The organism is Pseudomonas sp. GL_135, assembly GCF_057834665.1.
This window is the reverse complement of record NZ_CM174408.1, coordinates 2,772,759-2,795,782: the sequence shown is the minus strand read 5'-3', so window position 1 is coordinate 2,795,782 and position 23,024 is coordinate 2,772,759. Positions and strand designations below refer to the sequence as shown.

At 63.5% G+C, this 23,024-nt stretch carries 20 protein-coding genes; 3 read left to right on the top strand and 17 right to left on the bottom strand.

Annotated features, from left to right (window positions below; translation table 11 throughout):
• Positions 1-2 precede the first annotated feature (2 nt).
• The 3 genes from AC3ISG_RS12265 to AC3ISG_RS12255 form a co-directional block, all read right to left on the bottom strand.
• Positions 3-875: an ABC transporter permease gene (locus AC3ISG_RS12265; protein WP_489299416.1), complete on the bottom strand. Its 873-nt coding sequence runs from the start codon at positions 873-875 to the stop codon at positions 3-5.
• Positions 862-1,935 (bottom strand): ABC transporter ATP-binding protein, encoded by a 1,074-nt coding sequence (locus tag AC3ISG_RS12260; RefSeq protein ID WP_122537026.1) that lies wholly within the window; start codon positions 1,933-1,935, stop codon positions 862-864. Before AC3ISG_RS12260 ends, AC3ISG_RS12265 begins: the two co-directional genes overlap by 14 nt.
• A gap of 102 nt (positions 1,936-2,037) precedes the next feature.
• Complete coding sequence (locus AC3ISG_RS12255) at positions 2,038-3,114, bottom strand: ABC transporter substrate-binding protein (protein WP_489299415.1); 1,077 nt, start codon at positions 3,112-3,114, stop codon at positions 2,038-2,040.
• Between the two features lie 222 nt (positions 3,115-3,336).
• Between AC3ISG_RS12255 and AC3ISG_RS12250 the strand changes: the two genes are divergently transcribed.
• Entirely contained in the window at positions 3,337-4,227 is an 891-nt protein-coding gene (locus tag AC3ISG_RS12250) for a LysR substrate-binding domain-containing protein (protein WP_489299414.1), read from the top strand.
• A gap of 423 nt (positions 4,228-4,650) precedes the next feature.
• Here AC3ISG_RS12250 and AC3ISG_RS12245 read toward each other — a convergent pair whose 3' ends face one another.
• The 12 genes from AC3ISG_RS12245 to gspE form a co-directional block, all read right to left on the bottom strand.
• Entirely contained in the window at positions 4,651-7,023 is a 2,373-nt protein-coding gene (locus AC3ISG_RS12245) for a membrane-bound PQQ-dependent dehydrogenase, glucose/quinate/shikimate family (RefSeq protein ID WP_489299413.1), read from the bottom strand.
• A 150-nt stretch (positions 7,024-7,173) separates the two neighbouring features.
• Positions 7,174-9,528, bottom strand: a complete 2,355-nt coding sequence (gene gspD, locus AC3ISG_RS12240) for a type II secretion system secretin GspD (protein ID WP_489299412.1) — start codon at positions 9,526-9,528, stop codon at positions 7,174-7,176.
• The gene (locus AC3ISG_RS12235; RefSeq protein WP_489299411.1) at positions 9,512-10,048 is read right to left on the bottom strand and encodes a hypothetical protein; all 537 of its coding nucleotides are present in this window, start codon (positions 10,046-10,048) and stop codon (positions 9,512-9,514) included. The genes gspD and AC3ISG_RS12235 overlap by 17 nt, the downstream gene beginning before the upstream one ends.
• Positions 10,045-10,683 (bottom strand): type II secretion system protein GspM, encoded by a 639-nt coding sequence (gspM, locus tag AC3ISG_RS12230; protein ID WP_489299515.1) that lies wholly within the window; start codon positions 10,681-10,683, stop codon positions 10,045-10,047. The genes AC3ISG_RS12235 and gspM overlap by 4 nt, the downstream gene beginning before the upstream one ends.
• Positions 10,673-11,728, bottom strand: coding sequence for a PilN domain-containing protein (locus tag AC3ISG_RS12225; RefSeq protein WP_489299410.1), 1,056 nt, complete (start codon positions 11,726-11,728; stop codon positions 10,673-10,675). Before AC3ISG_RS12225 ends, gspM begins: the two co-directional genes overlap by 11 nt.
• Positions 11,725-12,447 carry a type II secretion system minor pseudopilin GspK gene (locus tag AC3ISG_RS12220; protein ID WP_489299409.1) on the bottom strand — a complete coding sequence of 241 codons (723 nt, stop codon included), beginning with the start codon at positions 12,445-12,447 and terminating at the stop codon, positions 11,725-11,727. The genes AC3ISG_RS12225 and AC3ISG_RS12220 overlap by 4 nt, the downstream gene beginning before the upstream one ends.
• The gene (locus AC3ISG_RS12215) at positions 12,444-13,088 is read right to left on the bottom strand and encodes a type II secretion system protein GspJ (protein ID WP_489299408.1); all 645 of its coding nucleotides are present in this window, start codon (positions 13,086-13,088) and stop codon (positions 12,444-12,446) included. The genes AC3ISG_RS12220 and AC3ISG_RS12215 overlap by 4 nt, the downstream gene beginning before the upstream one ends.
• Positions 13,085-13,465: a type II secretion system protein gene (locus AC3ISG_RS12210; RefSeq protein ID WP_489299407.1), complete on the bottom strand. Its 381-nt coding sequence runs from the start codon at positions 13,463-13,465 to the stop codon at positions 13,085-13,087. The genes AC3ISG_RS12215 and AC3ISG_RS12210 overlap by 4 nt, the downstream gene beginning before the upstream one ends.
• Complete coding sequence (locus AC3ISG_RS12205; RefSeq protein ID WP_489299406.1) at positions 13,462-13,899, bottom strand: GspH/FimT family pseudopilin; 438 nt, start codon at positions 13,897-13,899, stop codon at positions 13,462-13,464. Before AC3ISG_RS12205 ends, AC3ISG_RS12210 begins: the two co-directional genes overlap by 4 nt.
• A 9-nt stretch (positions 13,900-13,908) precedes the next feature.
• The gene (gene gspG, locus AC3ISG_RS12200) at positions 13,909-14,337 is read right to left on the bottom strand and encodes a type II secretion system major pseudopilin GspG (RefSeq protein WP_122537017.1); all 429 of its coding nucleotides are present in this window, start codon (positions 14,335-14,337) and stop codon (positions 13,909-13,911) included.
• 32 nt (positions 14,338-14,369) lie between these two features.
• A complete protein-coding gene (gspF, locus tag AC3ISG_RS12195; RefSeq protein WP_489299405.1) occupies positions 14,370-15,584 on the bottom strand; it encodes a type II secretion system inner membrane protein GspF in 1,215 nt (404 codons plus the stop codon).
• A 1-nt stretch (position 15,585) separates the two neighbouring features.
• A complete protein-coding gene (gspE, locus tag AC3ISG_RS12190) occupies positions 15,586-17,304 on the bottom strand; it encodes a type II secretion system ATPase GspE (protein ID WP_489299404.1) in 1,719 nt (572 codons plus the stop codon).
• A gap of 602 nt (positions 17,305-17,906) precedes the next feature.
• Between gspE and AC3ISG_RS12185 the strand changes: the two genes are divergently transcribed.
• Together AC3ISG_RS12185 and AC3ISG_RS12180 are read left to right on the top strand one after the other, a co-directional pair.
• A complete protein-coding gene (locus AC3ISG_RS12185; RefSeq protein ID WP_122624976.1) occupies positions 17,907-18,158 on the top strand; it encodes a hypothetical protein in 252 nt (83 codons plus the stop codon).
• Positions 18,159-18,229: 71 nt separating this feature from the next.
• On the top strand, positions 18,230-20,899 hold the full coding sequence (locus AC3ISG_RS12180; RefSeq protein WP_489299514.1) for a beta-glucosidase: 2,670 nt from the start codon (positions 18,230-18,232) through the stop codon (positions 20,897-20,899).
• A 16-nt stretch (positions 20,900-20,915) separates the two neighbouring features.
• Here AC3ISG_RS12180 and AC3ISG_RS12175 read toward each other — a convergent pair whose 3' ends face one another.
• Together AC3ISG_RS12175 and AC3ISG_RS12170 are read right to left on the bottom strand one after the other, a co-directional pair.
• The gene (locus AC3ISG_RS12175) at positions 20,916-21,566 is read right to left on the bottom strand and encodes a TetR/AcrR family transcriptional regulator (protein ID WP_489299403.1); all 651 of its coding nucleotides are present in this window, start codon (positions 21,564-21,566) and stop codon (positions 20,916-20,918) included.
• 55 nt (positions 21,567-21,621) lie between these two features.
• Complete coding sequence (locus AC3ISG_RS12170) at positions 21,622-22,977, bottom strand: MATE family efflux transporter (RefSeq protein WP_122624974.1); 1,356 nt, start codon at positions 22,975-22,977, stop codon at positions 21,622-21,624.
• Positions 22,978-23,024 lie beyond the last annotated feature (47 nt).

Here is a 23,024-nt window from a genome sequence, read left to right as displayed (position 1 = left end):
GGCTACTCGAAGACTTGCTTGAACCGGCGCTCGGCCAGTTTGCTGCAACCCAGAATGATGATCAGATTCGCCAGCAGCAGGAGCATCGCGATGGCCGCGCCGAGGGGCCAGTTGAGGGTGCCGAGGAACTCGTCATAGGCGGCCGTGGCCACCACTTTCAGGCGCCGACCGCCGATGATCGCCGGGGTGGCGAAGGCCGAAGCGGCCAGGGCGAAGACGATGATCGAGCCGGACAAAACGCCGGGCATGATCTGCGGCAGGATGATCCGGCGGAACACCGTCAGCCGCGACGCGCCGAGGGACAGCCCCGCCCACTCGACCTGAAGGTCCAGCCGTTGCAGGGTTGCCCAGACCGCAATGACCATGAACGGCACCAGCACATGGGTCAGGGCAATGACCACGCCGACCTGGGTGAACAGCATTTTCACCGGTTGATCGGCGATGCCCAGGGCTTGCAAGGCATCGTTGATCAGGCCGTTGTTGCCCAGCAGAATCGCCCAGCCCAGGGTCCGCACCACCACGGAAATCAGCAGCGGCCCCAGCACCACCAGCAGGAAAAGCGACCGCCAGCGCGGCGCCATACGCGCGATGATGATGGTTTCCGGAATGCCCAGCAGCACGCACAGCACCGTGACGGCCAGCGCCATGCCGCCGGTCCGCAGGAATATCTCGTGGAAGTAATCGTCCTTGAACACCTCCAGGTAATTGCCAAGGCTGTAGCTCGGCACCACGCCGTCGGTGTCGTTGAACAGGTTCAACGACAGCACGGCGGTCAGCAGCAAAGGCGCCAGTAACAGCGCGATGAACACCAGTAACGCCGGCCCGCTGAGTAGCCAGGGCGCCACGCCCACCCGTTCGGCGTCATACCTGGCCATGGGCGACCTCCCGGTCCAGCAGACGCAGGTCATCGTCGGACCAGTCCAGCCCGACCTCACTGCCCTCCTCCGGGGGCGGCGTGCCGAGGTTTGGCAAGGTCATGTGCACCAGCCCCAGGCGACTTTCCACCGCCATCAACCACAGATTGCCGAGGAACACCCGCAGCCTGACGCGCCCGGAAAACCGCCCGCTGCCGACCGCCACCAGACGGATTTTTTCCGGGCGGATGTAGACGTTGACGTCATTGCCCAGCGCGCGGTCTTCGTGGGGCACGTGCATCAACGTGTCGTGGACCTGCACGTGGCAGCAGCGATCGTTGCGCAATTGCACCGCGCCGGCGAAAGCGTTGGTCTTGCCGAGGAACGCCGACGCGAAAGGCGAATGCGGCCGCTCGTAGGCTTCGAACGGCGTGTCGATCTGCACGATGCGGCCCTTCTGCATCACCGCGATGCGATCGCTCATGGTCATCGCTTCGACCTGATCGTGGGTCACCAGAATGGTGGTGATGCCCAGCTCGCGCTGAATCGCCCGCAGCTCGATGTGCATCTCTTCGCGCAGCTTGGCGTCGAGGTTGGACATGGGCTCATCAAGCAGCAACAGGTTCGGCCGGATCGCCAGGGCGCGGGCAATCGCCACCCGCTGGCGCTGACCGCCCGAAAGCGCTTTCGGGTAGCGCTCACCGAGGCCGGCCAGCCGCACCAAGTCCAGTGCTTCGTCGACCCGCTTGCCGCGCTCGGCCTTGGGCACGCCGCGCATTTCCAGGCCGAAGCTGATGTTCTGCGCCACGGTCATGTGCGGAAACAACGCATAGCTCTGGAAGACGATGCCCAGCCCGCGCTGTTCAGGGCGCACGTGGGTGATGTCGCGACCGTCCAGAACGATGCGGCCTTCGGTGGGCTGCACGAAGCCTGCGATGGACTGCAGCGTGGTGGTCTTGCCGCACCCGGACGGGCCGAGCAAGGCGATGAACTCGCCGTGCCGGACTTCCAGGTTCAAACCGTCAATGGCCCGGAACGTGCCGTAGGTCTTGACGATGCCTTCGAGGGTGAGAAATGCCATGGGCGTGCCACGCAGGCGGACCTGCGTCTCCAGAAGGGTGCTCGGGACGATCGGCGCGTAGGTCGATCAGCGACTGTCAGTCAGCGCAAGCGATCGGTGACCCTAACGCTCGACGGTGCGGTTCCAGCGCGTGGTCCACTCGCTGCGCTGCGGGTTGATGGTTTCCCAATCGACCTTGATCAGCGCGTTGACCTTCTCCGGCCCGTACGGCATGCGTGCGGCGACGTCGTCCGGCAGCTTGACGGTCTGGTTCACCGGCGCAAAACCATTCTCCCGCGCCTGGATTTCCTGCACTTCAGGTGACAGCACGTACTGAATGAACGCCTGGGCCAGCTCGGATTGCGCGTTGGGTGTCACGCTGCACGCGGCGACCTGCAAGGCGATGCCGCCTTCCTTCGGGTAGATGAATTTGAGCGGGAAGCCGGTGCCCTGCAACGCCACGGCCCGACCGCTGCCGTACACCGCCATGACGATGTCGCCATTCTGCATCATGCCGTCCATCTCGCCCGGGGCCGACACCCACGCCAGCACATTGGGGCCGATTTCGTCCTTCAGCGCCTTGAAGCCGGGGTCGATGTTTTTCTCGCCGCCGCCCCTCAGCCGGGCCATTTCCACCAGCGTGTGCAGGCCATAGGTATTGGTCACCGGCGGCATGCCGAGCAATTGCTTGAAGCGTGGGTCGGTGAGGTTTTCCCAGGAATCCGGTGCCGCCCAGCCGCGCTTCTTGAACGCGTCTTCGTTGTAGCCGATGCCGGTCGCCACCACGCCAATCCCCGTGGCCTCAGGGCTCAACCGCGCCAGCGGATAGAGGTCCTTGTAGATCGGCGCGTCGCTGAGCTTTTCGCACAGGCCCATCTGCAACGCCTGGTACATCGGGCCGTCGTCCATCATCGCGACGTTGATCTGCTGACGGCCTTTCTGCGCCTGAAGCTTGGCCAGGGTCTCCGTGGAGTTGCCAGCGACGTAGACGACCTTGACGTTGTGTTGCTTTTCGAAGGCCGGGATGACGCGGTTTTTGTACATCTGCTCGGTGGAGCCGCCGACGCCGGCGACGTACAGCGTGGTCTCGGCGAAGGCCGGCGCACTGCCCATGGCGGCGAGCGTCAGGGCAATGGCCACGGCACTGCGATGGAAGGGACGAAACGGTCGTGCTGCTGAGGGAAGGTCAAGGCTATTCACAGACTATCTCCGAAGTGCATGGGGGCAGATCGAACAATGCGTCAGTCGCTTCGGCGTGAACCGAAGCCTTGCATGCAGCGTGCATGCTCCCGGCGAATCCATCGCGGGGTGGCGCATCTTCATGTGCGCTATGGGTGGCGGGTTCGAGTATTGCGACGGGGTGTCCATATGGTCAAATACGGATATACGGCTTAGTTATTCATATTTGATATGGGGCACCCCATGAACCTGAGACAGATCGAAGCCTTCCGCAGCGTCATGCGCCTGGGCTCCATGACCGCTGCCGCCGAGGTGTTGTTTACCTCGCAACCCAACATCAGCCGGCTGATCGCCCAGCTGGAACTCAGCACCGGGCTGACCCTGTTCAAGCGCGCCGGCGTGAGGTTGATTCCGACCCAGGAGGGCCAGGCGTTTTTTCAGGAGGTCGAGCGCGCCTATGTCGGGTTGGACAGCCTCAAGCTGTCGGCGAAGAACATCCGCAACCTCGGCACGGGGCGCTTGCGGGTGGCGGCGGTGCCGTCGACCGGGCTGAGCATGATTCCCCGGGTGCTGAAAGCGTTCACCGAGACGCGACCGGAGCTGACCGTGTCCCTCCACGTGAACTCCTCGCCCACTGTGGAGCAGTGGGTGAAGTCGCAGTTCTGCGACGTGGGGATTGTGGTGCACCCCGGCGATGTCGACAGCCAGCAGATCGAGCTGCTGAGCGAAGTGGCGGCGGTCTGCGTGCTGCCGGCGTCCCATCCGTTGGCAAGCCGAACGCAGATCACCTTCACCGATCTGGAGGGAGAGACTTTTGTTTCGCTGTGCCACGGCGATGGCACCCGCGCACTGGTCGACGGCCTGTTCGAGCAGGCCGGCGTTGAGCGGGTCATGACCGTGGAGGCCCAGTACAGCGCGATCAATTGCGAGATGGTGGCACTGGGCATGGGCATCACCCTCGCCCACCCGCTGGTGGCCCGGGATTTTCGCCACCGCGACATCGTCATCCGCCCGTTCGTGCCGCAGATCCTCTTCCCCACCTACGTCATGTGGGCACCGGCCCAGACGCGGACGAAATTGTCCGAAGAATTCGTTGATACGTTGAAGGCTTTCTACCGGAACATCGTTTTTTAGGGCTGAATGCGGCTGCATTGCGGGAGCGCCGCTGCCCGGTGATGCGACATATGCAGCAGGCTAGGACCGCATACCCCTAGTAGGACCGGCTTCAGCCGGGAACAGGCCAGAGTGGGCGGCACATATTCAGCGGTGTGACATCCGCCGCCTTCCCGGCTAAAGCCAGTCCTACAGGGCGAACGCATACCCATAGTAGGACCGGCTTTAGCCGGGAACAGGCCAGCGTAAGCGGCACATATTCAGCGGTGTGGCATCTGACGCCTTCCCGGCTAAAGCCAGTCCTACAGGGCGAACGCATACCCATAGTGGGACCGGCTTCAGCCGGGAAGACGCCGGTGTGAGCACCCTCGGATGTGCGGGATGCCATCACAAAAAAGACCGTGACGCACCACTGCGTCACGGCCCTGGTCGCACGTCAGTCAATCAATCCAGGCGGAACGCGATCACGCTGTCGCCCAAGGTGGTGCCGAGCGAGCCGTGCCCGCCGGCCGAGATGACGACGTACTGCTTGCCGTCGCTGCCCAGGTAGGTCGAAGGCGTGGCCTGACCGCCGGCTGGCAGCTCCTTCTCCCAGAGCACGTCACCGGTGTTGATGTCGTACGCGCGGATGAAGTTGTCCGCCGTGGCGCCATGGAACACCACGCCGCCCGCCGTCACCAGCGGACCGCCATGGGCGACCATGCCCATCGGGAAGCCAATCGGGAAGCGGCCCGGCAGGAAGGCGGTCTTGAGGTTTTTAGTGGTGCCGGTGCGACGCATCCACGCTGTTTTGCCGGTGCTCAGGTCAACCCCGACCATGCGGCCCCACGGTGGCGCAATGCACGGCACGCCCAGCGCCGATGCGAATTGCTTGATGCGAATCGCATAATCGCCCTTGAAGTTCTCGTTCCAGTACGGCGTGCCGTCCTGGGTGAACAGCCGCTTCTCGGCGGTTTCCGGGGTGCGCTTGATCAGGTTGTAGGTGTAGGCCAGACGCACCGGCGCAGCGATGAGGATTTGCCGATCCGGATCAACCGCCACCGAGCCCCAGTTAAACGCCCCGATGTTGCCCGGGAAGATAATCGAGCCCTGCTCGGTGCTCGGCGTCCACGGATTACCGTCGTAGCGCAGCTTGTTATAAGTGATCCGGCAGGACATCTGATCGAACGGCGTCAGGCCCCACATGGATTTTTCGCTCAGCGCTTCCGGGATGAAGTTGATCTTCGACACCGGTTGAGTCGGCGCGAACTGCTCGCCCGGCACGCCGCCCCGGGTCGACACCTTGACCTGATCGACCGGCACAATCGGCTCGCCGGTCAGTCGGTTCAGCACAAAGATGTTGCCCACTTTGGTCGGCAACAGCAGCGCCGGCTGCTTGCTGCCCTCCTTGCCCACGTCCATCAAGGTCGGCTGCGACGGGTTATCGCGGTCCCAGAGGTCGTTGTTCGAGGACTGGAATTTCCACTTGAACGCACCGGTGTTCAGGTCCAGCGCCACCAGCGTGTCACGGAATTTTTCCGTGTTGCTGTTCGGATCACGGTTGATGCCGAGTTCGTCCGGCGAGGCGTTGCCGAACGGCACAAACACCAGGCCATTTTTCATGTCGGCGCTCAACGTGCCCCATGCCACTGGCGTGTCCTGCGGGTAGTTCTGGTCGGCTGCGATGGGTTGGGTCATCTCAGGATTGGCCGGATCGAAATTCCACACCAGCTTACCGGTCACGGCGTTGTAGGCACGGATGACACCCGACGGGTTGCCGTCGTTGAAGCCGTTGTCCATCACCGAACCGCCGACGATGACCAAGTCGCCGGCGATCAGCGGCGCGGCGGTCTGCATCAGCGCATGGGGACGGATCTCGCCCATGTTGGCGCTGAGATCGACCACGCCATTTGTACCGAAATCGCTGCACAGCGTGCCGGTGTCAGCGTCCAGGGCCACCAGTCTTGCGTCTGCGGTGGCAGTAATGATGCGCTTGGCGCATTGGCTCGGTGAGGTATCGGCCGCAGCGGTTGCCGCCGGGGCGTAGTAGCTGACGCCACGGCAGGTCTGGTGCTGCTGCAGGTACGAGCGGTTCTTCTCCGGCGCCCACTTCCAGTCCAGCGTGCCGGTTTCAGGGTTCAGCGCGTGCACTTCGTTGTGCGCGGTGCAGAAGTAGACTCGGTTGTTGACCTTCAGTGGCGTCGCTTCGAAGGTGTACTCGCCGGCGTCTTTGGCGGCATCACGCAGGTCGCCGGTGTGGTATTCCCACGCCACGGTCAGCTTCTTCACGTTACCCGCATTGATCTGGTCGAGGCTGGAGAAACGCTGACCGTTGTTCGTGCCGCCGTAGGCCACCCAGTCACTGCCGGCTTCGCCCGTGCTGCGCGCTGCCAGCGGGGCGTCGATTTTGCCGGCTACCGGGTACGGGTCGTAAACCATCACCGCCAGCACGATCAGCATCATCACGCCCACGGTGCCACCCAGAAACGGGTGGAAGCGACGCGTGTCGCCCGGGTTCTGTGCCTTGTACAGCGGACGCACCACCCAGGGCAGCGCCAGCCACAGACCCAGCAGTGCGAACAGGTCGCCGCGCGGAATCCACTGCCATTTGTCGAAGCCGACCTCGTAGAGGATCCAGATCAGAATCGCCCACATCAGCAGCGCATACACCGTCAGCGCCGACTTCTTTTTCAGCATCAGCAGCACCGCCGAGGCCAATACCGCCAAGGCGATAATCGAGTACGCCGCCGAGCCGCCGGCGGCCACCAGTTGCGCACCCATGTACAACAGGGCAATGGCGAAAATCGCCATCACCACCCCAGTCACTCTCAAGATCATTGTTGGTTTTCCGTGTGGGGGCCGGTGATGGCGCCCGGGTGGGAAGTGGGCGAAAGCGGGAGGTCCGAGCCACCCGTTCGCAAGCGTTCCCGCCCATATTAACGCCCACACCCCGCGCCCCGGAAAACTTTGTTACACCTTTGCAAGCGTCTAGCGCAGGGCTTGTGGGGCACCGGCGCCGTTCAACAGCTGCATCTGCTGACGATAATCGTCGGTGACCTGGCGCGCCTGGCTGCTGCTGTTGATGACCCGCGGGGTGATCAGCACCAGCAACTCGGTGCGGTCTTTGGATCTGCTGCGATTGCCGAACAACCAGCCCAGCCCGGGCACCCGGCCCAGATAGGGCACGGCGCTGACGCTGTCACTGTTGTCCTGCTTGATCAGCCCGCCGAGCAACACGGTCTGCCCGCTTTGCGCCGCCACCTGGGTCGACACCGAGCGCGTCGAAATGCGCGGGTTGCCGTTCACCGTCACCGTGCCGTCGGCGTCGCTGACCTGCTGCTGAATGTCCATGTACACCAGCCCGCCCGGGTTGATGCGCGGCACGACATTGAGGATCACGCCGGTCTGCAGGTACTCGACGCTGCTCAGGGTGGTGTTCGAGACGCCGGTGTTGACCGTCGTCTGACTGATGGGGATGTTGTCGCCAACCTGAATCTGCGCGTTTTCGTTGTTCATCACCACCAGCGACGGCGCCGACAGCACCTGGGTGCGGCCGTTGGTTTCCAGGGCATGAATCGCCACTTGCAGGTTGGTGCTGACAAAGGAATAGAACAGCGAATCAGTGGCCCCGAGACCGGCCCCGCCGCCACCGAGCGCACCTTGACTGCCGGCGGTGTTAGCGACGGTGGTGCTGGTGGAATTGCCGGCCAGGCGGCCGAGGTACCACTGAACCCCCTGATCCAGCTCGCCGGTCAGCTTGACTTCGAGAATCCGCGTCTCGATCTGCACTTGCAGTGGCGCATTGTCCAGGCGCTTGATCGCTGCTTCGATCTCCTTCCACTGCGCCGGGCGCGTACGCACCAGCAGTTGGTTGCTGCTTTTCTGCGCCGAAATGCGGGTGGTTGAGTCGAGGCCTTTTTGCCCATTACCCGAGGCCGCAGTGGCCGATGAGCTGCTGTCGTCGGCACCGCTGTCACTGCTGGCGTCCGCGTCTTGTTCCGGCTCGTCGTCCGAAGCTGCCGTGCTTTGAAGCCCGCTTTGGGACATGCCGCCCTGGCCGCTGCTGTTCAAACCGGCGCTGCCGCTCAATCCGCTGCCCGAACCCAGCCCTCCAGAAGTACCGCCTGACGTGCCGCCTGTCAGCGACGACATCGAGCGCGTGCGCAAACCCGGCGCCACCTTGGCAGCGCTTTCCTCTTGTACCGCGCCCGTGCCGTAGATCTGCTTGAGGTATTTCGCCAGGTCGGTGGCCTTCATGTTGCGCACGTCGTACACGTACAACTGCGGCTCGTTGCCGCCGCCTTCATCAATGGTGCGAATCCACGTGCCCACCTCGTTCAGGTACTCCGGCTGGGAAGAAAACGCCACCACCGAGTTGGTCCGCTCAATGGGCAGGAAGCGCACCATCCCTGCCAACGGCATGCCGCTGTCCGGTCCGAACAGCTTCTGCAGCTCCGGCATCAGCTCGCTCACCGAGGCCCGCTGCAGGCCGAACACGCCCACCGACATGCCCTTGAGCCAGTCGACGTCGAAGGTGTCGATGGTCTGTTGATAGTTCGCCAGCTCCTCGGTGGTGCCCGCCAGGCTCAGCACATTGCGGGCCGGGTCCACCAGCAGGAACGCGTTCTCCCGGGCAAACGGCTTGAGCAGTTTCTGCATTTCGGTGGCGGAGATATAACGCAGCGGAAACAACCGAGCCGACAGCCCGGCAGACGGCTGGGCAACGGCCATTTCCGGCACCAGCTTGCCGGCAATCGCCTGGCTGGCCGGGAGGATGACGTAGCGATTGCCCTGACGAATCATCGCGTTGTCGGTCCACGACAGCAGGGTCTCCAGAATTGACAGCGCCTGCTGCGGGTTGACCGGCCGGGACGTGGAGAAGCTCACCTCGCCCTTCACCCCTTGGGCAATGGTGTAGCTCTCGTGAAGCATGTCGCCGAGGATGCTGTTGACCACCGCTTCGATGGGCTGGTTGGCGAAGTTGAAGACGATGTCGCCTTCCGCCGCCTGGGGCGTTGCGGCTGTCGGCGCCGGTGTTTTCACGAAGCGCTGGGTGCCCCGGATGATCTGCCGTGTGCCGGTAGTCGCCGTCGAGCTGTCCGCGGGGCTGGCTTGCGCCTGAACCGGCATTTGCTCGCTGCGCGGGTCGACCGGCCGCCGCTGGGTGCCGGTTCCGTCCAGCGCCTCGCGCAGCATGCCGTTGTCCGGCTCAAGGGCCGTCGGCGCGGTGGTGCAGCCGCTCAAGGCGACGGCCGCTGCCAGGCACAACAAGGGCGAACGCAGCGTCGCGACGGGTTTCGTGCTAGAGGCACGGCGCAGGGAAGGATTACGGGGCAGGTTCATGGAGGTCTTCACGGGAAAGGGAAAGCGGTGGTTGAGTCGACGGCGTTGGCAATCGCAGGCGCCGAACAGTGAGGGTTTCGTTGCGCTCGCCGAGGCCAAACGTGGCACTCGTCGGGCTGATCGCGCGCAGGGTCCAGCCGTTGGGCAGCGGCCCGTTGAGGCGAACTTTCAGCGCCGGGCCGGTGGCCGGTTTGATGAATGCCAGCTGCACCGTGCCGTCGAGCAGCACACCGGTCAGGGTCAGCCCGGCCAGGCTGGACGCTGCCTGAGTGCCAGACTGTTGCAGGTCCGGACGGCGATCGACGCTGAACAGCGGGGTCTGCCAGCTGCTGGCCAGACCGGGCAATTCCACGCGCGCTAATGTCGGCGCTTTTGCCGCGAAGGCCGGGCGATGGTTCGCTTCGACAGGCAGCCAGTCCGCGGACTGCCAGGTGCCGGTGAGCACCAGGGCGATCAGCGCCAGCAATACGAGAGCGACGGCCATCAGCACGCGCTCGACCGTGATCGGGAAGCGCGTCATGGGGCGGCCTGCGCTGGGTCGGTTTGATCGGCCGTTGCCTTTGAAGCAACCGGCTGCAGATAGCCGCGAATCAGCAGTTGCACAGTCAGTCGCCCTGCCCCGCCTTTGCCCGGCGCATTGCTCGCGCGACGCACGCTCATGTGATCGATGAACAGCAACGGCCGCTGATATTCCAGCCCGTGCAACACCGCCATCAGCGGCTCGATGGCGCATTCCAGGGTGACGCTGACCTTGACCTGGCGAAACGGCTCGCTGCCGTCCTGTTCCGGGGTGATCGGCATCCGTTGAGTGAGCGTGCAGCCGGCGCCTTTCGCGCCTTGGGCCATGATGACGTCCGCGACGTGCTGCATGAGATCGGCGGCAACAGCGCTGGGGTCTTCGCCGGTCAACAGGCTCGCGCTGCTGGCCGGGTCCTGCTCGGCGCTTTCCAGCGCTGCGCTCAGGCTTTCGCGCTGTTGCACCAGGCCAACGTAGCGTTGTTGTTGGGACCTGAGCTGCTCGGTCTCTTCGCCCATGTCCCGCAGCGGGCCGGCGAACCAGCTGTCGATGAGCAGCCAGTAGCCTGCGCCCATCACCAGGGCGAGGACGATCAACGCAGCGCCGCGACGCTCACGGGGCGTCAATTCACGGGGTATCAGCGTTCGGCGCATCGGCGGCCTCCTGATGAAAGCGTGCGTGCAGGGCGAAGCGTTCTTTGCCGCTGGCAGCGTCGGGCTGGATCACGCCCTGGAACTGCGGGTTTTCCAGGCTGCGGCAGTCTTTCAAGCGGCCGATCAGCGCACTGGCACGCACGCTCTGGCCGGAAAACGACACGTCGTCAGCGTCGATTTCCAGTTGCTCCAGCCAGGTGTCGTCGGGCAGGCAGGCGGTCAATTCACTCATCAGCGCAGCCATGGTCGGGCGCGCGGCCTTGTGCCGGGTCAGGTAATCGGCGGCGCCGAGGGTGTTGGTCAGTTGCTGACGCAGCTGCTGAACCTGCGCCACCTGGCCTTTCAGCGACTGCACTGTCGCGCGCATGCCTTCCAGGCGTTGCTGACGATCGTGCAGCCACAGGCCCATCAGCGTGGCGAGCAGCACGGCGCATAAGCCGACAAGCACACGACGCCGGTCCACGCCCCCGCGCGGGTTCGATGGGCGCGCGGACTCGGGCAGCAGATCGATCCCCAGCGGGGTGCCGTCCTCTGCGCACACGTCCACCCGTTGCGGCGTCAGGCCCTGGGCGGCGCACTCCGCCAGAATCGCGTGCATGCGCTCGCGGAGGATGGCAATCAGGGTGATCTGCAACCCGCCCGCGCTGCGTCCGTCCTGGCGCACGACATAGAGCAATTGATCGCGGGGATACGGCGTGTATTTGTCCAGCTCATAGCCGACCACGGCAGTGAGAGCCCGCGCGGCCGCTGTCGGCAATTGCAGGCGATGGATCATCACCACAGTGGTCGGCAGCATTAGCACTTGGCGGGCGCTGGCCTGGATTTCAGGCGTGGGCGTCACGATCGGCCAGCGATGGGTCTGCACGGCTACCTGGGGCCTGAGCCGATGACGCCACCGCGCCGGCACGCAACCGCGCAATTCGGCCAGCCAGCGCTGCCAGACACCTTGCGCCACGCTGCCCTGCCAGCGCCGTTCAACATTAGCCAGATACGCCTGAAGCGGCGCTGGGACTGAAAAGAGTAAATTCATTCTTGCCAACGCAGCACCCGATACGGCTGAGCGTTACCCTCCGATGGGGACAGTAGAACGGTGGTCTGAAGCCGGGCGATGACGCCGTCCGGCAGTTGTGCCTGGCTGTCGATGCTCAGCACGCTGCCAGGGTCGGTGCCCGTGGCTGTCTGTGTTGCCAGGTCCAGGGCGCTGCGCAGCAATGGCGAGGCGAATGCAGCGTCTGGCCGCGACAGGCCGCTCCACAGCGTCACTTCCGGCGCCATCCGTTGGTACAGGCGTTGGGTCATGCCCGGGACTTGACGCAGTTCTTCAATAACCCGCAACGGCGCGGCGCTCCCGTCGCGACGTGCCTGCAAGCCTCGGGTCAGCTGCGTCGACTGATCGCGATCAGCGCCGCAGGCCTGGGCGACGCGGGCGATGTCCTCGTTGCTGGCCGCATTCAGATCGAGCTTGCCGCGCTCGCTGCTGACGCTGAGCACAATCCGCGCGTCGTCGAAGGCCAGCGGCACCGCGCGGCCATCGGCGATCCAGCGCGGTCGGTGATTCCCGTCCAGCAATGCCTGCAACGCCAGATTCATGCCGGCCTGGGCGGCCAGCAGCGCCTGGGTATGCTGTCGCTGCCATAACGCCTGGCGCGTTTCGAGCTGTACCCAGCCGGCCAGACCGCCGAGCAACAGGCTCAGCGTCGCCAATGCCCAGAGCACCAGCAACAGGGCCACGCCGCGCTGCCGATTCATTGCCCGCCTCCCGCAGTTGATGCAGCACCGGAAGCCCCGCCGGACAGGTCCAGGCGCAGGGCAATCACTTCGCCGGGCCAGTTCACCAGGCCGTCCATCTGCACCTCGACGCGCACGGCGTGAGGCAAACGGTTGGGCCACGGCCATTCATTCAGCCAGCCGGTGGCCTCACCTTTTGGCGTCATGCCGCGATAGCTCAAAGACAAGCCTTTCACGCCGTGAAGCAGCACCTGCGGCTCGCCCCAGGCGCGCAATACATTGTCCTGGACCTGGGCGAACGCGATCTGCAAGCGACGGTCCGCTGGCGGACCGGACACTTCCACGGTGTGCCGCTGAATGCCGCCCCCCAGGTTGCCCGGCAGGGTCGCTGCAAACTGCATGCGTTGCGCCGTACCCACGAACAGCCCTGCGCCGGAATGGTCGTTTTCCGCCAAATCCAGCGGCAGCGCCTGGCTGATGGCCTGACGCAAAAAGCTTTGGGCAGCCCGCCGCTCATCCAGGCGTGAGGTGTAGTGATCGGCCTTGATCACCGCGCGGTTGGCACCCACCAGCGCGCCGCCGACCAGGGTCAGCAGCACCGCAAGCAGGCTTAGCACGATCATGATTTCCAGCAGCGTGAAGCCGCGTTGTTGACTGTTCACTGGGCGCCCGCCTTCGCCGGATTGACCAGCCGCAGCGTGCTGAAGTGTGCCTCACGCCGCCCTGCGCTGACCGTCAGCTCCACCCGCAACAGGCGTGGCTGCCCAGCGTTGGCAGGCAACGCCGAGACGCCCATGGCCCACCGGATGCCGCCGTCCATCACGCCGTTGCTCTGCCCCGGCTGCAACACGCCGACGGCCTGATCATCGAGCACCGAACGCGCCGCCTGGCTGAGCCGGTCCGCGCGATCAACCTGCTGCAACGAGCGAGCGCTTTGCCCGAACGCCATCAGCAGCACGCCACTGCACAGGGCCATGATCACCAGCGCGGCGAGCATTTCCAGCAGCGTGAAACCGGCCTGACCGATGTGGGCCTTCATGGCAACGCGCGGCTCTTGACGCTGCCGGTCAGCCAGCCAACGTCAATGCGCCAACGCCGATCGCCCTGGAACACCTGCAGATTGCCGCCGCTGGAACTGCCGTCCGGGTAAAACGCGAACGCTGCATTCAGATCCGCCGCCGTGTTCAGCTGCACGCCCACCTCGGCGGGCCATTGTTGCGGCCGTCTGCCGGGTGCCTTAAAGCTGCGGCGGTCTAGGTCGAATGAGGTCTCGCGAGTCTGGCCGCTGATAATCGCCGCACTGCGGGTTGTGCGCAGGGCCTGAACCATTTGCTCGAGCAACTGGCGATCAGCCGCCTGCTGCAAACCCTTGTGCAAGCCGAACCCGACCACGCCGATGCCGATGCTCATCAAGACGATGACCACCAGCATCTCCAGCAGGGTAAAACCACGGCTTGCCCCAGGTGCGTTCATGCTCGCCGGTTACTCCCAGTTGCCCAGGTCGGCGTTGTAGCCTTCACCGCCGGGCTGGCCGTCCTGACCGTAGAAAATCAGGTCGAACGCACCGTGCTGACCCGGGGAACGGTAACCGAAGGCATGACCGAACGGGTCCTTGAGGTCCGACGGCTTGGCGTACGGCCCGGCCCAGCCTGAGGCGTTGGCCGGTTTTTCCACCAGTTGCTGCAGGGTTTTCGGCGGCGAACCCAGGTCCAGGCCATAGCTTTCAATCTTCATGCTCAGGCTCGCCAGTTGCGCCTTGCCGGCACCGTATTTGCCCTTGTCGACGTTGCCGCCGACCTGGCGCACGACGATGGTCGCCACGATGCCCAGCAGCACGATGACCGCGAGCATCTCCAGCAAGGTGAAGCCGCGCTGGCGGCGGGTTGCAGCGGTAAACGGAGTGCGGCGCATCGGTCTGGTTCTCTGATTGAAAGGGTTGGGCTTCAGATATTGCTGGTCAGGCTCATCAGCGGCAGCATGATGGCCAGCATGATCACCGCCACCAGCATCGCCATGACCACGGTCAAGGTCGGCACCAGCGCGGCGAGCATGCGGTCGATGCCGCGTTTGGCCTCGACGTCGAACACGTCGGCCACCTTCAGCAACATGGTGTCCAGCTCGCCGGCCTGTTCGCCGACCTCAATCATTTGCAGGGCCAGGTCCGGCAGCAGCGGCTGCTCGCCGAACGCGCTGGCCAGCGTGCCGCCGCCCTTCACCGACTCACTGGCCTGCTCAACCTGCTGCTGCAACGCCCGGTTGCTGCACACTTGCCGGGCGATGACCAGCGCCTGCAAAAGCGCCACGCCATTGCTCAGCAACGTGCCGAGGGTGCGCGCCAGCCGGGCCGCTTCGATGCGCTGCAGCAAGGGGCCAATCACCCCCATGCCCAGCAGACGCCGGTCACGTCGCAACCGCCGTTGGGGGTCGCGGGCTCGCAAGGCGATGACCCAGATCAACGCAATGCTGCCGGCCAGCAGCATCAGCCCGTAGTCACTGAGGAACTGCCCTAGCCAGAGAATCGCCTGGGTGATGAAGGGAATCGGCACGCCGAGGTCGCGGAAGATCGGCACGAACTGCGGCACCACGTAAGCCAGCAGCAGCGCCAGGGAACCGAGCACGCCGACCACCAGAAACGCCGGGTAGATCAGCGCATTGATTACCTCGCCGCGCAGCAGTTGGCTGCGCTCCAGGTAGTCGCTGAGCTGACGCAGGGTGTTTTCCAGCGCCCCGCCGGCTTCGCCGGCCCGGACCATGCTGATGTACAGCGGCGAAAACTGCCGGCCCTCTTCTTCCAGGGCCACGGACAGCGGCTTGCCGGCCTTGACCTGCTCGCGAATGCGCTCGATCAGCGCGCGGGTCTGAATCTGGTTACGGGACTGACCGGGTTGGCGCAGCAGAATGGTCAGAGAACGTTCCAGCGGCTGGCCGGCACCGAGCAGGGTCGCCAGCTGCTGGGTGAAGCTCATCAGCGCAGCGCCGCTCAACGTGCCGCGGCCCAAAGCCTGACGCAGGCCGCCCAGGCTCGACGGCTCGATCTGCAACACCATCAAGCCGCGCTTGTGCAGCAGGGCGATGGCCGCGTCGCGATCGGCGGCATCCAGCAGCCCGTTCTGTTCAGTGCCCTGTCCGTCCAGCGCGCGGTATTTGAACGGCGTCATGTCATTCGCCTCGGGTCACGCGCAGGACTTCTTCGAGCGAGGTAATCCCCGCCACCGCCTGCCGCAAACCCTCCTCGTGCAAGGTGCGCAACCCGGCGCGCCGCGCGGCGTGCTCGAGGGTCGAGGCATCGGCGCGGCTCATCAGCAGGCTGCGCAGTTCTTCGTTCATCACCAGCAATTCAGTGATTGCACTGCGGCCGCGATAACCGCCGCCCGGCGCGTCGCTGCGCGGGCGGTAGAGAAGAATCGGACGCTCGTCGGTGAAGCGCTCCAGCTCGTGTTCGTCGATCAGCGCCTGAGGGGCTTCGAAGGCTTCGCGGGTGAGCGGATCGAGGCGGCGCACCAGGCGCTGGGCGAGAATGCCGTTGACCGTCGAGGCGATGAGGTAGCTCTCGACGCCCATGTCCAGCAAGCGCGTGATACTTGCCGCCGCGCTGTTGGTGTGCAGCGTCGACAGCACTAGGTGCCCGGTCAGCGAAGACTGAATGGCGATGCGGCAGGTTTCCAGATCGCGCATTTCACCGATCATGATCACGTCCGGGTCTTGCCGGACGATGGAGCGCAGCGCCCCGGCGAAGTCGAGGCCGATGGCCGGCTTGACCTGAATCTGGTTGATCCCTTCGAGCTGGTATTCCACCGGGTCTTCGACGGTGATGATCTTGCGCTCGGCCGTGTTGAGCCGCGACAGCGCGGTGTAGAGCGTGGTGGTCTTGCCCGAACCGGTCGGCCCGGTCACCAGCAGAATGCCGTGGGGCCGTTCGAGCACCGCCAGAAAGGCATCAAGGCGCTCGCCGTCGAAACCCAGGCTGGGGAAGTCGAAATTGATGGTCTGCCGATCCAGCAGACGCATGACCACCGACTCGCCGAAACTGGTGGGCACCGTGCTCACCCGCAGGTCCAGTTCCTTGCCCTGAATCCGCAGCATGATCCGGCCATCCTGGGGCAAGCGCCGCTCGGCGATGTCGAGGCGCGCCATGATTTTCAGGCGGGAGATCACCGCTGCCGAAGAACTGGACGGCGGCGCTTCGGCTTCGTGGAGCACGCCGTCGATGCGATAACGCACTTTCAGCTGGCTCTCGAAGGGCTCGATGTGAATGTCCGAGGCGCGCTGCTCGACGGCCCGCTGCAGGATCAGGTTGACCAGGCGAATCACTGGCGCTTCAGAGGCCAGGTCTTTCAAGTGCTCGATGTCTTCGGGCGACCCGTTGTGGTCGTCGAGGGATTCGATCAGCGTGCCGATGGCGCTGCGACCCTGGCCGTAATAGCGCTCGATCAGCGTGTCGACGTCATTGCGCGAACCGATCGACAGCCACACCGGCACCTGACAGCAATAGGCAATGGCTTCAAACGCATAGGGCTCGCAGGGGTTGGCCGACACCACGTGCAGACCGTCTTCACGCCACGCCAGGGGCACGACCTGGAAATGCCGCATGAAGCGCTCGGTCAAGGCCGGCAACGGATCAAGCATGTCGGCCGCGGCGTCAAGTGTCAGAAGCGGCGTCTGCAGCAGCGCTGCCCAGGCCCGAGCCATCTCGGTTTCCGAGACCAGCCCCAGGCGGGTCAGCAAGGCCAGCAGCCCGGCGCCTTCGGATTCGGCCATCAAGCGCCGCGCCCGCTCCAGGTCAGCAGCCTTCAGCCCGGCGTTCGCCGACAGCCACGCGCAGACCTGCTCGGCGTCCGGAATCTTCAGTTGTCTGGCGTCGAGCGGCTTTAGGGGCATGGTGGTTTAAGGTCTGGATGGATAACGGCGTGAGGCACTTTATTAACTAATAAACGGTTAACTCGTTTAATCGCGCCCACGGGTTATAAGCCGCGGACAATTCATCCAGCGGCTGACAATCAATTCGGCTTTAACTTTAATGCTGTAAACGGCTTGCTCATCAACAAGCAAGTGCTAATAACCGCCAAAGCTGGCGACTGTGTACCGGCAACTAAGGCGGCTATGCAGTCGTCTGATTTGTCGAGGATTACTCAGCGCCGGGAGAGCTTACCAGCAAGCTAAACCTAATAGCAATTAGGTTTTCTACATAGCAATTTCTAACCACGATTGGCGATGACTACGCCTACTTACTGAATTTTTAGCGATTATATTGGATTTTTATTGCGCAGAAATCCGGTTTTTCATCTCGCTCCCAGCGCCGGACCCTGCTCAGAAACCGAGATCAAGGTGCCTTTTCACTCACCGCTCGTCTAATTAAAAAATAATCTTGCAAACCCTGAACTAATCAGTAGATTCCCCGGACTTAACGTTCGTCCTGTTCCCCTCTGGACGGGTTTGCACGTTTATTTAATTTCCACACCCCATCAATCGAGAAACAATCGATGAATAGACCCCTGCTGTCTGTTTGCAGCGTCGTGCTTTTCGGCGCCTGCAGTTTTGCTGCTGTTGCGGCGGACTCCACGTCCAGTCAAAACGCAACTTCTGCAGAAACCGTTCGCGCCCAGGTTGAAAAACAGCGCGACCAGCTTTCTGGCGTCGACAAGGTAGCCGTGCCGACCACCAAGACCTCCTCTGCGGTGCTTGATGCTCCCGTCGACACCGGTGATGCGCCGGTACTGGTGCAAAAGCCATGACCGACCGCCACGACATCACGAACTGCCACCCGCCCACGAGGACGTTGCCCTTGTCAGCTTTCAAACAGACTATGGCGTTGAGCCTGCTGGCCATCAGCGTTGCCCAGGCCACCCTCGTTCACGCCGCCACGCCGATGACCGGCAACGAGGTTGAAGCCCGCGTTGGCGCGGTGCTCGACAACATGAACATCTCGGAGAAGATCAACTTCACCCGGGTTGACGACGGCCACATGATCCCCCGACTGCCCAAGTGGGGCATGGAAGGCACCATCGCCTACGACTCGTCGATGGGTGTGCACGTCAACAACGCCACGTTCGGCGCGCAATACCCGGCGCAGTCTGCCCTGGCCGCGACCTGGAGCATCAACCGCGCCAAGGAATTCGGTCTGGCGATCGGTTACGAAACGCGGATCTCCGGCGGTCAGCAAATGCTCTCCCCGGGTGTCAACCTGTACCGCACACCGTTTGGCGGTCGCTCCGCCGAATACGTCAGTGGCGAGGACCCGTTCCTCGGCGCCGTCATGGGCCCGGCCATCGCCAACGGCATCCAGGCCCAGGGCATTCAGGCAGCGGGCAAGCATTTCCTGGCCAACGAGCAGGAAGCCAACCGTCACTACGTCAACATCAAGGCCGACGAGCGCACCTTGCGCGAGCTGTATCTGCCGGGTTTCGAATCGCTGGTGAAGAACGCCAACGTCGCGTCGATCATGTGCGGCTATAACAAGATCAACGGCGATTACGCCTGTGAAAACCATCATTTCCTGACCGAAGTGCTCAAGGGTGAATGGGGCTATCAAGGCAACGTAATGAGCGACTTCAACTCGGTGCAGGATGCGTTCAAAGGCGCCTGGGCCGGTACTGACATCGACATGCCGTCAGGCCTGCAATTCACCGAAGCCAAGCTGCTGCCTTACCTCTGGAGCGGTCAGCTGACCCAGAACGTCATCGACGACAAGGTCAAGCGCAACCTGCGCGCGCTGGTGAGCTACGGTTTCGACAAGCAACTGAACAAGGCCCAGACACTTGATCATCCGGAATACGGTCAACGTGCGGCGCTGAACATGGCGCGCGAATCCATTGTCCTGCTGCGCAACGAGAAGACCTCGGCGGGCAAACCCCTGCTGCCGCTGGCACGCGATGCGAAGATTGCCGTGATCGGCGACCTGGCCCTGCAGCCGCCGACTTCGCCATTCGGCACACCCAACTCGCCACCGAACACCTACGTCACCGAACTCAGCGGCCTGCAGCAGTTGGCCTCTAAGGGCGCGAACGTCGAGTACCTGCGCGAGATGAGCCTCAATCCCAAAGCATCCGTCTGGTATCAGCCGAGCACCGGGCAGAACGGCATCAGCAACACCGGTGTGAAGGCCGAGTACTTCTCCAACACTGAGCTGGCCGGTTCTCCTGCCGCGACCCGCGTCGAGCCGGGCGTCAATCTGAGCTGGACCACCAACACCAACACCACCGATAGCGGCGTCACTGCGGTGTCTGGCTTCAACACCACGCCAGGCGCGTTCTCCGCACGCTTCACCTCGAAGATCAAGCCGAGCATTTCCGGCGAGCAGGTCTTCAAAGTGCGTGCCGACGGTGCGTTCAAGTTGTGGGTCAACGACGAACTGGTGCTGGAAAACGACGGCACCCAGAAGTCCTTCGACCTGATCAACGCACTGGTCACCTCCGGCAAAACCGCGCGACTGCAAGCTGGCAAGGAATACACGGTCAAGCTGGAATACCGTCGCCTGCAAGGCAACTTCACGCCGGTATTGGGCGGCATGGCGGGCGTTCAAATGAGCTGGGCGTCTCTGCGTCCACCGAAGGACCTGTCCAAGTACGATGCCGTGGTGATCGCTGCCGGTACCAATTTCGAGTACGAAGGCGAGTCCAACGACCACGACTATGCGTTGCCTGAGTACCAGTCCGACCTGATCACCTACGCCACCAAGGCCAACCCCAACACCGTGGTGGTCTTGCACAGCGGCGGCGCGCTGGACATGCAGCCTTGGGCGAACAAAGTGGGCGCCAGCCTGCACGCCTGGTTCCCGGGTCAGCAAGGCGGTCAGGCTCTGGCCGAGATTCTCTATGGCAAGGTCAACCCGTCGGGCAAATTGCCGATCACCATCGACAAGAAGATCGAGGACAACCCGAGCTACCCGTCGTACTCCGACCCCAAGCAGTACCTGGGTGACAACGCGCTGACCGAGATGAACTACAGCGAAGGCATCTACCTGGGCTATCGCGGTTATGACAAGAAGCACGCCAAGCCGCTGTATCCGTTCGGCTACGGTCTGTCCTACACCACGTTCGACTACAGCAACCTGAAGCTGTCGACCAATGTGATGGCGCCGGGCAGCACGATTGACGTGAAATTCACCGTCACCAACAGCGGTTCCCAGGCCGGTTTCGAGGTCGCGCAGCTGTACGTTCACCCTGCAAACCCTGCGGTTGACCGTCCTGAGAAGGAGTTGAAGGGCTTCACCAAGGTTTACCTGCAACCGGGCGAAAGCAAGACCGTGAGCATCCCGATCGATTCGCGCTCCCTGGCGTACTACGTCGAGAAAACCGACAGCTGGGATGTCGACGCCGGCAAGTTCAAGATCCTCGTAGGGCCTGATTCCGAGGACCTGCCGCTGGATCGCACCTTGATCACGCTGTTCCCGGAACACCTGACCACCCGCGACAGCAACCCGCTGCCGTCACCACTGCGCAAAGCAGTGCAGGTCAGCACCGCCCAGACCTACTAAGCCGCACCATTCAAGCTCAGGGACGAGCTTGAATATCCGCTTTCAGGCGCCGTAGATAGATATCGAACACGGCCATCACATCCACTTCATCGGGTGCCCGCAGCCACTGGATCTGCAAGCCATCCATCACCGAGAAAATCTCCTGAGCCATCGCGCTCACCTCAATGTCCTCACGAATTTCTTTCGCCTCGATCAACGCCTTCAGGTGGCCCTGAGCGTGATGATGAGTGATGTGAAAGCGCTCTTTGTACCAGTTGAATGCAGGGTGCAGATTCGACAGGCTCTCCGTGTTCAGCACCATCGCTGCCTGGCACTCCCCGGCACTCTCCACACTGAAGCTCATGCTTTGCTTCAGAAAGCGCACGAACCCCTCCAGCGTCATCTCCATGGTCAGTTCACTGAACCGCGACACCACCCGCTGATCCCGACGCTCCAGCAGCGCATTGAGCAGCGCTTCCTTGTTCGGAAAGTGATGCAGCAGGCCGACGGTGGTAATGCCGGCGAGCTGCGCGACATCCTTCATCGACGCGCTGGAATAACCGTTGCGGGCGAAGATCACTGTCGCCGCGTCGAGCAAGGCGGCACGACGCATTTCACCTTTGGGCGCACGACGCCGTTTCGGTGAGGCCACCTCGGGCGAGTCATTCCCTGATTCGTCGTCTGTCATAACACCTTGTCTCGTTGATTCGGATAAAGCCTGAACGAGCGCGGCAACGGCCTGCTCACGCCACCGCCTGCGCGGCGCTCCGGCGCTGGAAAAACCGTCTGGCGGTCAGGGACGCGATTGTAATCGAAGTCACGGCGATCAATGCGTTACCGGTCAGCATGGCCGGGAACGCACCGGCCGCGCCGAACAGATGAATCCCGCCGAGCACGAACGGCACGGTGCCCAGCGTCGCCCGCAGCCAGGCGAACAGCGCCACCAGCCAGGGCCGGCCCAGGGTGACGAACATCGCGGTGGCGACGAAGTCCAGCCCGATCAGCGCCCACAGTCCGCCGCCGACGTGGCAGAACGCCAGAAAGATTGCTCGCCCGACCCCATCCATTTCATAGGTGTCGGCCAGTGGATTGGCTGCCAGCAGCAGCACGCCCCAGACCAGCAGGCCATAAACGATGACCAGCTTGCGGCTGAAACCGATGGCCGAGGCAACGCGAGCGTTGCGCTGGGCGCCGATGTTCTGCCCCAGCACGGGCGCCAGCGCGCTGGGCAGGGAAAAGAACACGCAGTAGGCGAACTGCATGACCCGGTCCATCACCGACATGGCCGCCAGCGCCGACGTGCCATAGGCACCGATCGACGAGACCAGATAGGTCAGGCCCACGGGCGTGGCCAGATTACCGACCATCGCCGGCAAGCCGACCTGCATGACCTTGCGCGCGTGCAGGCGTAGCAGCCGCCAGCGGAGGGAAAACGGCATCGCCAGTTGGGCGCGCAACCAGTAAATGCCAAGCCCGAGGGACACCAGGGCCGACAGCGCATAGGAAATCCCCGCGCCCTCCAGGCCGAGGCCAAAACCAAAAATGAACAGCGGGTCCGCCAGGGCCAGGGTTGCCGCACCTGACAATACGACCCACAGGGCGCGGCGACTGTCGCCGGCGGTGCGCAGAATCTGCGCCGACATCTGCATGGCCGATTGCAACACGCTGAACGGCAGGGTCAGCCAGATGAAAATTCGCGCGGCTTCGTAGGTGCTGGCGTCCGCGCCGAGCCAATGGGTGAGCGGCACCAGCAGCGCCAGTTGCAACGCCGCCGCCGCGCCTGCCGCGATCACCACCATCAGCATCAAGTGCGTGATCAGCCGGGATGACGCTTTCGAGGCGCGATGGCCGATCCGCTCGGACAGTACCGTCGCCGCGGCAATGATCAGTCCGCTGGACACAGCGCTGTTAAGGAAGATCAAGACCTTCGCCACCCCCGTCGCGGCGAGCAGCAACGGATCGTGGAGCATCGAGACGTAGAGCAGCGTGAAGATGTCCACCAGGAATACCGCGAGCAGGCTCAACGCACTGGTGCTCGACATCACCAACACGTGCCGGGCCACCGAGCCTTCGGTGAAAACAGCGCGCGGTCGGGTCATGAACACTCCAGAAATAAACAGTGGCCGGGTGCGGCAGCAGGTGTGAT

Excerpts from the sequence above, each read along its gene's own strand:
- AC3ISG_RS12265 (WP_489299416.1), bottom strand. The coding sequence starts at position 875 with ATGGCCAGGTATGACGCCGAACGGGTGGGCGTGGCGCCCTGGCTACTC.
- AC3ISG_RS12260 (WP_122537026.1), bottom strand. The coding sequence starts at position 1,935 with ATGGCATTTCTCACCCTCGAAGGCATCGTCAAGACCTACGGCACGTTC.
- AC3ISG_RS12250 (WP_489299414.1), top strand. The coding sequence starts at position 3,337 with ATGAACCTGAGACAGATCGAAGCCTTCCGCAGCGTCATGCGCCTGGGC.
- AC3ISG_RS12245 (WP_489299413.1), bottom strand. The coding sequence starts at position 7,023 with ATGATCTTGAGAGTGACTGGGGTGGTGATGGCGATTTTCGCCATTGCC.
- gspD (WP_489299412.1), bottom strand. The coding sequence starts at position 9,528 with ATGAACCTGCCCCGTAATCCTTCCCTGCGCCGTGCCTCTAGCACGAAA.
- AC3ISG_RS12235 (WP_489299411.1), bottom strand. The coding sequence starts at position 10,048 with ATGACGCGCTTCCCGATCACGGTCGAGCGCGTGCTGATGGCCGTCGCT.
- AC3ISG_RS12225 (WP_489299410.1), bottom strand. The coding sequence starts at position 11,728 with ATGAATTTACTCTTTTCAGTCCCAGCGCCGCTTCAGGCGTATCTGGCT.
- AC3ISG_RS12220 (WP_489299409.1), bottom strand. The coding sequence starts at position 12,447 with ATGAATCGGCAGCGCGGCGTGGCCCTGTTGCTGGTGCTCTGGGCATTG.
- AC3ISG_RS12210 (WP_489299407.1), bottom strand. The coding sequence starts at position 13,465 with ATGAAGGCCCACATCGGTCAGGCCGGTTTCACGCTGCTGGAAATGCTC.
- AC3ISG_RS12205 (WP_489299406.1), bottom strand. The coding sequence starts at position 13,899 with ATGAACGCACCTGGGGCAAGCCGTGGTTTTACCCTGCTGGAGATGCTG.
- gspG (WP_122537017.1), bottom strand. The coding sequence starts at position 14,337 with ATGCGCCGCACTCCGTTTACCGCTGCAACCCGCCGCCAGCGCGGCTTC.
- gspF (WP_489299405.1), bottom strand. The coding sequence starts at position 15,584 with ATGACGCCGTTCAAATACCGCGCGCTGGACGGACAGGGCACTGAACAG.
- gspE (WP_489299404.1), bottom strand. The coding sequence starts at position 17,304 with ATGCCCCTAAAGCCGCTCGACGCCAGACAACTGAAGATTCCGGACGCC.
- AC3ISG_RS12185 (WP_122624976.1), top strand. The coding sequence starts at position 17,907 with ATGAATAGACCCCTGCTGTCTGTTTGCAGCGTCGTGCTTTTCGGCGCC.
- AC3ISG_RS12180 (WP_489299514.1), top strand. The coding sequence starts at position 18,230 with ATGGCGTTGAGCCTGCTGGCCATCAGCGTTGCCCAGGCCACCCTCGTT.
- AC3ISG_RS12175 (WP_489299403.1), bottom strand. The coding sequence starts at position 21,566 with ATGACAGACGACGAATCAGGGAATGACTCGCCCGAGGTGGCCTCACCG.
- AC3ISG_RS12170 (WP_122624974.1), bottom strand. The coding sequence starts at position 22,977 with ATGACCCGACCGCGCGCTGTTTTCACCGAAGGCTCGGTGGCCCGGCAC.